The 10,485-nt window shown below is 74.8% G+C and carries 12 protein-coding genes; 8 read left to right on the top strand and 4 right to left on the bottom strand.

Annotated elements, in window-relative coordinates; translation table 11 throughout:
- Positions 1-180: 180 nt before the first annotated feature.
- A complete protein-coding gene (locus FH969_RS02875) occupies positions 181-918 on the top strand; it encodes a hypothetical protein (RefSeq protein WP_139985967.1) in 738 nt (245 codons plus the stop codon).
- A 30-nt stretch (positions 919-948) separates the two neighbouring features.
- On the opposite strand, the gene glgA is transcribed toward FH969_RS02875, so the two are convergent.
- Entirely contained in the window at positions 949-2,190 is a 1,242-nt protein-coding gene (gene glgA, locus FH969_RS02870; protein ID WP_139985965.1) for a glycogen synthase, read from the bottom strand.
- Positions 2,191-2,319: 129 nt separating this feature from the next.
- Between glgA and FH969_RS02865 the strand changes: the two genes are divergently transcribed.
- Both FH969_RS02865 and serB read left to right on the top strand, forming a co-directional pair.
- Positions 2,320-3,588, top strand: coding sequence for a glucose-1-phosphate adenylyltransferase (locus tag FH969_RS02865; RefSeq protein ID WP_108717605.1), 1,269 nt, complete (start codon positions 2,320-2,322; stop codon positions 3,586-3,588).
- Positions 3,589-3,604: 16 nt separating this feature from the next.
- Positions 3,605-4,258 carry a phosphoserine phosphatase SerB gene (gene serB / locus FH969_RS02860; protein ID WP_281285322.1) on the top strand — a complete coding sequence of 218 codons (654 nt, stop codon included), beginning with the start codon at positions 3,605-3,607 and terminating at the stop codon, positions 4,256-4,258.
- Here the strand turns inward: serB and FH969_RS02855 are convergent.
- From FH969_RS02855 to fabG, 3 genes are read right to left on the bottom strand one after another with little or no spacing between them, the layout of a single operon-like run.
- Positions 4,255-4,761 carry a SixA phosphatase family protein gene (locus FH969_RS02855; protein ID WP_108717606.1) on the bottom strand — a complete coding sequence of 169 codons (507 nt, stop codon included), beginning with the start codon at positions 4,759-4,761 and terminating at the stop codon, positions 4,255-4,257. The genes serB and FH969_RS02855 overlap by 4 nt on opposite strands.
- Positions 4,761-5,528 (bottom strand): enoyl-ACP reductase FabI, encoded by a 768-nt coding sequence (gene fabI, locus FH969_RS02850; protein ID WP_108717607.1) that lies wholly within the window; start codon positions 5,526-5,528, stop codon positions 4,761-4,763. Before fabI ends, FH969_RS02855 begins: the two co-directional genes overlap by 1 nt.
- Positions 5,529-5,557: 29 nt before the next feature.
- Positions 5,558-6,295: a 3-oxoacyl-ACP reductase FabG gene (gene fabG, locus FH969_RS02845; RefSeq protein ID WP_246071662.1), complete on the bottom strand. Its 738-nt coding sequence runs from the start codon at positions 6,293-6,295 to the stop codon at positions 5,558-5,560.
- A 54-nt stretch (positions 6,296-6,349) separates the two neighbouring features.
- Between fabG and FH969_RS02840 the strand changes: the two genes are divergently transcribed.
- The 5 genes from FH969_RS02840 (at position 6,350) to phoA (ending at position 10,432) form a co-directional block, all read left to right on the top strand.
- On the top strand, positions 6,350-6,730 hold the full coding sequence (locus tag FH969_RS02840; RefSeq protein WP_108717609.1) for a DUF3099 domain-containing protein: 381 nt from the start codon (positions 6,350-6,352) through the stop codon (positions 6,728-6,730).
- On the top strand, positions 6,727-6,957 hold the full coding sequence (locus FH969_RS02835; protein WP_108717610.1) for a hypothetical protein: 231 nt from the start codon (positions 6,727-6,729) through the stop codon (positions 6,955-6,957). Before FH969_RS02840 ends, FH969_RS02835 begins: the two co-directional genes overlap by 4 nt.
- On the top strand, positions 6,954-7,895 hold the full coding sequence (locus FH969_RS02830) for an SURF1 family protein (RefSeq protein WP_180359637.1): 942 nt from the start codon (positions 6,954-6,956) through the stop codon (positions 7,893-7,895). Before FH969_RS02835 ends, FH969_RS02830 begins: the two co-directional genes overlap by 4 nt.
- 88 nt (positions 7,896-7,983) lie before the next feature.
- Positions 7,984-8,385, top strand: coding sequence for a hypothetical protein (locus FH969_RS02825; RefSeq protein WP_108717612.1), 402 nt, complete (start codon positions 7,984-7,986; stop codon positions 8,383-8,385).
- A 157-nt stretch (positions 8,386-8,542) separates the two neighbouring features.
- Entirely contained in the window at positions 8,543-10,432 is a 1,890-nt protein-coding gene (gene phoA, locus FH969_RS02820; RefSeq protein WP_139985959.1) for an alkaline phosphatase, read from the top strand.
- The last annotated feature ends 53 nt before the right edge of the window (positions 10,433-10,485 follow it).

Raw genomic sequence — 10,485 nt, 5'->3', positions numbered from 1 at the left:
GCCACGAAGGCAGCGACCCTACGAGTCAGACGACTGGTGATCAGGACCCAACCACCGCGAAGCGGCACTGTCACCCTGACACTGACTCGACCCTACCGACGTCGGGCCCGGGCGCACGCCACGGCGCACCCGCGCAGCGGCCGGGCCTCGACCCACGCAACCCTCGTTAGGGTGACGGGCGTGCCGCTCGTCCCCCGCGCCGTCGCCCTCGTGCTCCTGGCCGACCGGCTCGGCACGGCCGAGGCACGCGCGCTCGCCCTCCTCGAGGGCGCGGACGAGCCGCACCGGATCGGCGTTCGGCCGCTCGCCGTCGCGCTCCCCGAGCTCCTCACGACGACGGGCACGGGCGTGGCCTGGGCCGTCCTGCCGGTGCCCGGCGATCCCGGGGTGCCCCCGTCCGCCGCCGCGCCCGCGCTGCTGGCCGGGGAGGCCGCCGTCGTGCGCGGGGCGCGCGACACCGTGGTGCTCGTGCCCGACGTCGCGGCGTTCGGCAGTGCGCTCGAACCGGGCTGGACGGTGCGGTGGCGACCGGTCGCGCTGGGACCGGGGGCCGTGGTCCCGCCGCCCGCCGACCTGGGCGAGGCGCGGCTCGCCCTGGTGCACGCGCTGCACGACGCGACGGACGAGCTCACGCGACTCGACGTCGCCCGCGAGCGCCCGGAGCTGCGCGAGGCGCTGCTGGACCTGTCCGGTCCGGCGGACGACCGCACGGCGGAGCTGCTCGAGTCGCTGCCGGAGCGCCCGGCCGCGGCCCTGCTGCAGGCGCTGCGGGTGCTGCGGATCGTCGAGCTCGCCGAGGAGGACCCCGGCGCCGCCGTCACGGCGGGCCAGCTCGGCGCCCGCAGCGCAGCGCTCGCCGCGCTCGCACGGGCCGCGCGCGTCGTCGTCGCGGCCGCGACGGTGCGCCGCGTCGGCTGACGGGTCTGTCGATCGGCGGGACCGAGCCCCTCAGGACCCGGCCAGGACCCGTTCGTAGACCTCGATCGTGCGCTCCCCGATCGCGCCCCAGGAGAAGTGCTCCTCGGCGCGGGTGCGCCCGGCCCGGCCCATCTCGCGCGCCCGCGCCGGGTCGCTCACCACGCGCGTGAGCGCCGCGGCGAGGTCCGCCTCGAACCTCTCGGGGTGCAGCGGGGTGCCGGTGCCGTCGCTCTCCTGCGCGAGCGGGACGAGGAGGCCCGTCACGCCGTCGTCGACCACCTCGGGGATGCCGCCGGTCGCCGAGGCCACGACGGGCAGACCGACCGCCATCGCCTCGAGGTTCACGATGCCGAGCGGCTCGTAGATCGAGGGGCACACGAACACGGTGCACGCCGCCAGGACGGCCACGAGCTCCTCGCGCGGCAGCATGTCCGGGATCCACACGACCCCGGAGCGCTCGTGGCTCAGCTCCTCGACCAGCCCGGACACCTCGGCCATGATCTCCGGCGTGTCCGGCGCCCCGGCGCACAGCACGACCTGGACCTCGGGGTCGAGGCGGCGCACCGCGCGAAGGAAGTACGGCAGGCCCTTCTGCCGCGTGATGCGACCGACGAACACGACCGCGGGGCGGTCCGGGTCGATCCCGCGCGCGACGGCGAGCTCGCGGGCCCGCGGCGTCGGCGTGGAGTCCCCCGCGGCGACCGGCCGGACCCACCGGGCCAGGTCGATGCCGTTGTGCACGACGTGCACCCGCGCCGGGTCGACGTCGGGGTAGGACCGCAGGATGTCGGCCCGCATGCCGCCGGAGACGGCGATGATGCCGGCGGCACCGAGGTAGGCGGTGCGCTCGGCCCAGCTCGACAGGGCGTACCCGCCCCCGAGCTGCTCGGCCTTCCAGGGCCGCAGCGGCTCGAGGCTGTGCGCGCTCACGACGTGGGGGACGCCGTGCAGCAGGCCCGCGAGGTGCCCGGCCATGTTGGCGTACCAGGTGTGGGAGTGCACGAGGTCGGCGCCGCCGACGTCCTGCGCGATCGTCAGGTCCACCCCGAGCGTGGCCAGGGCGGCGTTCGCGCCCGCGAGCTCGGCGAGCGCGGAGTAGCCGGTCACCGTGGGCAGCCCCGGCCCGCTCGGCGCGTCGGGGCGCGGCCCCTCGAAGCAGCGCACGCGCACGTCGAGGTGCTCGGCGAGCACGGCGGCGAGCTCGGCCACGTGGACGCCCGCGCCCCCGTAGACGTGCGGGGGGTACTCCCGGGTCAGCAGGTCGACGCGCATGGCGGGATCATGCCACCGATCGGGGCGCGGTCCCGGTCCTCAAGACGCGGCGTCCCCCGCGGGTGGACGTGCACCACTTCGGTGTGGTGTTCGTGGCCAACATCACGCGGGACCCCCTAGGGTCGCCGTATGGCTGCACCACGTGTCCTCGCGGTCGTCCTCGCCGGTGGCGAGGGCAAACGCCTCATGCCGCTCACCGCCGAGCGGGCCAAGCCGGCCGTCCCCTTCGGGGGGATCTACCGCCTCATCGACTTCGCCCTCTCCAACATCGTCAACTCCCACTACCTGCACGTCGTCGTGCTGACGCAGTACAAGTCGCACAGCCTCGACCGGCACATCGCCAAGACCTGGGACATGTCCCGGATGCTCGGCAACTACGTCGCGCCGGTCCCCGCCCAGCAGCGGATGGGTAAGAACTGGTACCTCGGGTCGGCCGACGCGATCTACCAGAGCCTCAACCTCCTCGCCGACGAGCGACCGGACATCGTGGTCGTGGTCGGGGCCGACCACGTCTACCGGATGGACTTCTCCCAGATGGTCAAGGCGCACATCGACTCCGGTGCGCGCCTCACCGTGGCCGGGATCCGCCAGCCGATCTCGCTCGCCGACCAGTTCGGCGTGATCGAGGCCGACCCGGACGACCCCCGGCGGATCAAGGCGTTCCGGGAGAAGCCGACCGACGCCGTCGGGCTCGCGGACTCCCCCGACGAGGTCCTCGTGTCGATGGGCAACTACGTCTTCGACGCGGACGCGCTCGTCGAGGCCGTGCGCAGCGACGCCCTGGAGGACTCGCGTCACGACATGGGCGGGGACATCGTGCCCGCGTTCGTGGAGCGGGGCGAGGCCGCGCTCTACGACTTCATCGAGAACGACGTGCCCGGCTCGAACGACCGTGACCGCGACTACTGGCGCGACGTGGGCTCGATCGACGCCTACTACGAGGCGAACCGCGACCTCATCTCCGTGGTGCCGGTCTTCAACCTCTACAACGACGAGTGGCCGGTCTTCACGGGCTACACCGGCCTCCCGCCGGCGAAGTTCGTGCACGCCTCGCCCGAGCGGATCGGCCTCGCCGTCGACTCGATCATCTCCCCCGGGGTCGTGGTGTCGGGCTCGGAGGTGCACGGCTCGGTGATCTCCCCGGGCGGGCGCCTGAACTCCTGGTCACGCGTGACGGACTCGGTGCTGCTGGACGACGTCATCGTCCAGCGGCGCGCCCAGGTCAACCGCGCGATCCTCGACAAGAACGTGGTGGTGGAGGAGGGCGCGAGCATCGGCCTCAACCGCGAGCTCGACCTCGCGCGCGGCTTCACGGTCACGCCGTCGGGCATCACCGTCGTCCCGAAGGGCATGCGGATCGGCGTCGACTCCGTCACGCCGTCGAGCTGGGCCATCTGAGCACGTGCCCGACCGCGTGACCGGTGCCTCGACCGTGCCCGCCCGCCGTCGCCTCGTGGTGATGGACGTCGACTCGACGTTCATCACCGCGGAGGTGATCGAGCTCATCGCCGACCGGGCCGGGACGCGCGAGGAGGTCGCGCGGGTCACCGAGGCCGCGATGCGCGGCGAGCTCGACTTCGCCGAGTCGCTGCACGCGCGCGTCGCGACCCTGGCGGGTCTGCCCGTCTCGGTGCTGGACGACGTCGCCGCGCAGGTCGAGGTGTCCCCCGGCGTGCCCGAGCTGGTCGCCTTCCTCGCCGAGCGGGACTGGCCGCTGTGCCTCGTGTCGGGCGGGTTCGTCGAGATCGTCCGGGTGCTCGCCGCCCGGTGGGGCATCACCCGCGTGCGCGCCAACGCCCTCGAGGTGGGCGCGGACGGCCGCCTCACCGGACGGGTCGCCGGCCCGGTCGTGGACCGCGCGGGCAAGGCCGCCGCGCTGCGCGAGTTCGCCGCCGAGGCGGGCGTCCCGCTCCCCGACACCGTCGCGATCGGCGACGGCGCCAACGACCTGGACATGCTCGCGACGGCGGGCGTCGGGATCGCGTTCAACGCCAAGCCCGTGGTCGCCGCGCAGGCGGACCACGCGGTGCACCACACCATGGCCGAGGTCGTCGCGCTGCTGCGCTAGTCCTCCACGGCGCGCTCCACGGCGACGAGCCGGGCCGTGCCGCGGTCGAGCGCGGCCCACCCGGCGTCGAGCTCGAGCACGCTGCGCGCCGCCGTCGGCACGCCCCGGTGCACGGCGTCGAGGAGGTGCTCGTCGGAGTCGGCCGAGGCGAGCAGCGCCGCCGTCGAGCTCATGACCGGCTCGTGCCCGACGACGAGCACGGTGCCGACCGCGTCGTCGACCCCGCGCAGGAGCGACAGGACAGTCCGCGGTCCGGCGTCGTACAGCTCCTCCAGCACCGCGACGTCCGGCCGGACCGGCAGCCGCGCCGCGAGGAGCTCCCAGGTCTGCCGGGTCCGGGTGGCCGCGGAGACGAGCACGAGGTCGGGCACCGGGCCGTCCGCCGCGAGGGCGTCGCCCACCGCCGCGGCCTGCCGCCGGCCGCGCAGCGCGAGCGGCCGGGCGGCGTCGGACGCGGCGTGCGGCTCCGCCTTGGCGTGCCGCAGCAGGACGAGGGTCGGCACTACTGACCCATCGCGTGGAAGCCGCCGTCCACGTGCACCATCTCGCCCGTGGTCGCCGGGAACCAGTCCGACAGCAGCGCCACGACGGCGCGCGCGGCCGGCTCGGGGTCCTTGGAGTCCCAGCCGAGCGGCGCCCGCTCGGACCAGTTCCCCTCCATCCGCTCGAACCCGGGGATGGAGCGCGCGGCCGTGGTGCGGATCGGCCCCGCGGACACGACGTTGACACGGATGCCGTCCCCGCCGAGGTCGCGCGCGAGGTAGCGCGCGGTGGCCTCGAACGCCGCCTTCGCGACGCCCATCCAGTCGTAGACGGGCCACGCGTAGCGCGCGTCGAACGTGAGGCCGACCAGGGAGCCACCGCTGGACAGGAGCGGCCGGGCGGCCACGGCGAGCGACTTCAACGAGTACGCCGAGACCTCCACGGCCGTGGCGACGTCCGGCCACTCGGCCTCGAGGAACTTCCCGCCCATCACGCTCTGCGGGGCGAAGCCGATCGAGTGCACCACGCCGTGGAGCGAGTCCGCGTGCTGGCGCACCGCGTCGGCGAGGCCGGCCAGGTGCTCGGGGTCGGTCACGTCGAGCTCGACGACCGGCGCGAGGGACGGCAGCCGCTTGGCCGCGAGCTGCGTGAGCTTGGCCTGCCGGCCGAACGAGGAGAGCACCACGGTGGCGCCCTCCTCCTGCGCGAGGCGCGCGGCGTGGAACGCGATGGAGGCGTCGGTCAGGACGCCGGTGATGAGCAGGGTCTTGCCCTCGAGCATGCCCACGGGGTGCTCCTTCCGATCGGGTGTGGTTGCTAGTGGCCCATGCCGAGGCCGCCGTCGACGGGGATGACGGCGCCGGAGATGTAGCCCGCGTCGGGGCCGGCCAGGAACTGGACGACGCCCGCAACCTCGTCGGCCGTGGCGAACCGCGCGGCGGGGATCGCGGCGAGGTAGGCGTCCTGCTGGGCCTGGGGCAGGGCGTCGGTCATCGCGGTGCGGATGAACCCGGGCGCCACGACGTTCGCGGTGATGCCGCGGCCGCCGAGCTCGCGCGTGATGGCGCGCGCCACGCCGACCAGGCCGGCCTTGCTCGCCGCGTAGTTGACCTGCCCGGCGCCGCCGTACAGGCCCACGACGCTGGAGATGAGCACGATGCGCCCGCGGCGCAGCCGGATCATCCCCTTGCTCGCACGCCGCGCGCACCGGAACGCCCCGACGAGGTTGACGTCGAGCACGGCGTCGAAGTCCTCGTCGGACATCCGCATGAGCAGGGAGTCGCGCGTGATGCCCGCGTTCGCCACGAGCACCTCGACCGGACCGAGCTCCTGCTCGATCGCGGTGAAGCCGTCGTCCACCGCCGCGGAGTCGGTGACGTCACCGGGGACGGCGAGCACGCCGTCGGGCACGTCGCTGCCGCGGGAGAGGGTGGCGACCCGGTCACCCGCGGCGACGAACCGCTCGGCGATCGCCCGGCCGATGCCCCGGGTGGCCCCGGTGACGACGACGGTTCGGGGTTCGCTCACGGGCTGGGAGGGCTCTGGCGCTGGCACCCGGTCAACCTAGCGGATCGGCGCCCCCGACCGGCCCGGCGTACGCTCGTCGACATGAGCCAGGTGCCGTCGATCACGACCGCGCGCCGCTCCCACGCGCTCGAGAGCGACACCCGGACGAAGCGGTACCTCATGACGATGGGCGTCCGGATGGGCTGCTTCGCCCTCGCCATCATGCTGCCCCCGCCGTGGCGCTGGATCTTCGCCGTCGGCGCCGTGGTGCTCCCCTACGTCGCCGTCGTCCTGGCGAACGTCGGGTCCACCCGGATGTCGCGCGGCGTGGACGAGGTGGTCGAGGCGCCGGCCCTGCCCGAGCACGCCGCGTCGCCGGTCGTGCGTGACGGCGACGCCACGCCGGACGACGGCGAGCTGCCCTACCGCACGGAGGTGCGGGAGGACCCCGAATCGCGTCGGCGCCCGGAGGCCGCGGCGTGACCCTGGACAGCCCCACCGGTCAGGACGTCGTCGTGTGCAGCGCGAAGGGGTGCCGAGCCACCGCCGTGTGGGCGATCGGCTGGCGCAACCCCCGCATCCACGACGGCGGGCGGCGCAAGGTCTGGACCGCGTGCCCCGAGCACCTGGACCACCTGCAGCGCTTCCTCGAGGCCCGCTCGTTCCCCGTCGACGTCGGGCCGCTCGGCACCGACCCGGGGCCCTCGTGACCACGGCGGGGACCCACGCACCGACGCGTTCGAGGCTCGAGCGGATCCTGCGGACGGCCGGCGTGGTGCTGCTCGTGCTCGCGGCGTCGGCGACGTGCGTGCTGCTCGGTCGCTGGCAGTACCACCGGCACACGGACCGCGTGGCACAGGTCGACCTCGTCCAGACGAACTACGACGCCGACGCCGTGCCCGCGGCCGACCTGCTCGGCCCCGACCTCACCGACCCCCTCGACCCCGGCGACGTGTGGCGCTCGGTCGAGGTCACCGGCACGTGGGTGGCGGGCTCCGGCGTCCAGCTGCGCAACCGGCCCGTCAACGGCGCGAACGCCTCGCACGCCCTCGCCCTGCTGCGCACCGACGACGGTGCGCTGCTCGTCGTCGACCGCGGCTGGTGGCGCCAGACCGACGTCGTGCCCGACGGCGCGCTCACCGTCCCGAGCGGCCGCGCCGACGTCGTGGTGCGGCTGCGCGCCGCCGAGACCGCCGACGGCCGGACCAATCCCGAGGGCGAGGTCTACGACGTCGTGGCGCTCGACGTCGTGCAGGCCGCGTTCGGCCCCGATCCCGCGGCCTGGCCCGCCGCCGTCGCGACCGGGACGTTGGTCGAGGACGCCTACGGGATGCTGGCGAGCCCGGCCCCGATCGCGCCGCTCGGCGCGCTGCCCAAGCCCGACGAGGACCTCGGCAACCACCTCTCCTACGCGTTCCAGTGGTGGGTGTTCGCGCTCACGATCCCGATCGCCACCGTGGTCATCGGGCGCCGCTCGCGCCGCGACGCCGAGCTCGAGGCGGCGCAGGAGGGCGCGCTCGCCGCGGGCGAGGCCCCACCCGTGGCTCCGGCGCCGCGGGTGCGCCGGCGGCCGACCATGGCTGAGGAGGAGGACGCGATCCTCGACGCCGCGGAGGAGGAGCGCCGGACCGCGGGCCGCACCGGCTAGCCGGTGCGCCGGCGAGCCGGCGAGCCGGTCGAGGAACGTCTGGGTCTGCGTCCAGGCTCCCCCCAGGGTGACCGAGCATGCTGCGGCGATGGCAGCAGCGCAGGTCACCCCGGTCTCGCAGGTCACCCCGGTCTCGCAGGTCACCCCTGTCAAAGACGCCCGCCCGCGCAACGAGCTCGGCGAGGCGGTCCGGTTCCTCGGCGTCGTCGCTGTCGTCGTCGCCGGCGTGGCGATCACCGACGCCCTCGGCCTCGGGCCGTGGCCGGCCACGGTGCTCGTGGCGCTCGTCCTGGTGGTCGGCGCCCAGGGGCTGGGACCGCTGGCGGCGAGCCTCGCCGTCGTGCTCGCGTGGTGCACCGTGACGGGGTTCGCGGCGAACGGGGCGGCGGACCTGTCGTTCGACCTCGGGGACCTCGCGCGCCTCGGCGTGCTCGCCGGTGCCGCCGTGGTCGCCGTGACGACGGACCGGCTGCGCGTCCGGCTGAGGTAGCCCGACGACACTCGTTTCCTGAGTGCTCACGCTCCGGCAATCCTGCGTGCGACCGGCCCTCACCCGGACGGGATGGCATGGTCTCGACCTTCGCGTGCGCACGGCCCCAGCCGTGCCTCCGAGGGCCTGACCCGACACCCCACCCCGGAGGAGACGCATGTCCACCCTGACCCGGGCCGGGAGCGCCCTGGCGCTCGCGGCACTCGCCCTCGCGCTCGGCGCGACCTCGGCCACAGCCGACCCCCTGACCGGTACCGGCGACGCGGCCCGCAACGACGGCGACCAGACGCAGGCGCTGCGCGACGCCGTCCGCGATCCGGGCGCGCGCAACGTCATCCTGCTCATCGGCGACGGCATGGGCGACTCCGAGATCACGGTGGCGCGCAACTACCTGGTCGGCGCGGCCGGTGAGCTGCCCGGGATCGACGCGCTGCCGGTGACCGGGCAGTACACGACGTACTCGCTGCACGCCGACGACGAGCTCTACGGTCTGCCCGACTACACGCCCGACTCGGCCGCGACCGGCACGGCCTGGGCGACGGGCACCAAGTCCTACGACGGCGCGATCTCGGTCGACCTCGACGGCGCCGACCTCCCCTCGCTCCTCGAGATCGCGAACGCGAACGGCCTGCGCACCGGTGACGTCTCGACGGCGGAGATCCAGGACGCGACCCCGGCGGTGCAGGTGGCCTCGGTGACCTCGCGCCGGTGCTACGGCCCGAGCACCACGTCGACGCAGTGCCCCACGAACGCGCTGGAGAACGGCGGGGCCGGGTCGATCAGCGAGCAGCTGCTCGACACGCGCGCGGACGTGACGCTCGGTGGCGGCGCGGCGTCCTTCGACGAGACCGCCGTCGCCGGACGGTGGGCCGGGCAGACCCTCTGGCAGCAGGCGACCGACCGCGGCTACCAGGTGGTCCGCACGGCGGCGGAGCTCGCCGCCGTCACGTCCGCGGACGCCCCCGTGCTCGGACTGTTCACGCCCGGCAACTTCCCGACCCGGTTCGCCCCGGCGTACGCCACTGCCGGGGGCGGTGACGCGGCGCCGATCACGTGCTCGGAGAGCCCCGACCGGCTCACGCCGGACCTCTCCCTCGCCGCGCTCACCACCAAGGCGATCGACCTGCTCGACTCCGACGCCGAGAACGGCTTCTTCCTCCAGGTCGAGGGCGCGTCCATCGACAAGCGCGACCACGCCGCCGATGCGTGCGGCCAGATCGGCGAGACGCAGGACCTCGACGAGGCGGTGCAGGTGGCGCTGGACTTCGCCGCCGCGGACGGGAACACCCTCGTCATCGTCACGGCAGACCACGCTCATACAAGCCAGATCGTCGACGCCACAACGCCCGGGCTCTCGATCTCTCTCACCACCGCCGACGGCGCGCCGATGCTGGTCTCCTACGGCACGGCGCCGCAGGGCGGGTCGCAGCAGCACACGGGCTCGCAGCTGCGCGTCGCGGCCTACGGTCCCGGCGCCGCGAACGTGGCGGGGCTGACCGACCAGACCGACACGTTCTTCACGATCGCCGACGCCCTCGGCCTCGAGCGCGACCTCGCCTCGCTCAGCGCCGACGCCACGGTCACCCTGCCCGAGTCGGTCGCACCCGGTCAGCCGTTCGAGATCCGGGTGGCGGGCCTGGCCGGCGACAAGACGCTGTCGGCGCTCCTGCAGTCCGACCCGGTGGACCTGGGCGCGTCCGACGTCGTGGACGGGTCCGCCGTGCTGACCGCGACGGCGCCCACCGAGGTCGGCGAGCACACCGTCACCGTGACCGGGACCCAGACCGGCGTGAGCGCCGCGGCGACGTTCCAGGTCGTGGCGAGCTCGCCGTCGGCCACCGCGACCGCGACGGCGACCGCGACCGCGGAGGCCTCCCCGACGGACCCCGCCGCGAGCACGGCAGCGGCGGTGATCGCGGGTGGCGGCGGCAGCGGGAACCTGCCCGGCACGGGCGCCCAGGTGCTCGGGGCGACGCTCGTGGCTGCTGCGCTCATCGCGCTCGGTCTGCTGCTCGTGCGGGCTCGGCGGATCGCGCACGCCGCCTGAGCCCGCCCGCGCCCGCCGACGACGGCCGCCTCGCCTCCGCGAGGCGGCCGTCG

It is taken from the genome of Miniimonas arenae (assembly GCF_006351005.1).
In the GTDB taxonomy this organism is placed as follows: Bacteria; Actinomycetota; Actinomycetes; order Actinomycetales; family Beutenbergiaceae; genus Miniimonas; species Miniimonas arenae.
This window is presented reverse-complemented; position numbering and strand designations above follow the sequence as displayed.

Excerpts from the sequence above, each read along its gene's own strand:
- glgA (WP_139985965.1), bottom strand. The coding sequence starts at position 2,190 with ATGCGCGTCGACCTGCTGACCCGGGAGTACCCCCCGCACGTCTACGGG.
- FH969_RS02865 (WP_108717605.1), top strand. The coding sequence starts at position 2,320 with ATGGCTGCACCACGTGTCCTCGCGGTCGTCCTCGCCGGTGGCGAGGGC.
- FH969_RS02840 (WP_108717609.1), top strand. The coding sequence starts at position 6,350 with ATGAGCCAGGTGCCGTCGATCACGACCGCGCGCCGCTCCCACGCGCTC.
- FH969_RS02825 (WP_108717612.1), top strand. The coding sequence starts at position 7,984 with ATGGCAGCAGCGCAGGTCACCCCGGTCTCGCAGGTCACCCCGGTCTCG.
- phoA (WP_139985959.1), top strand. The coding sequence starts at position 8,543 with ATGTCCACCCTGACCCGGGCCGGGAGCGCCCTGGCGCTCGCGGCACTC.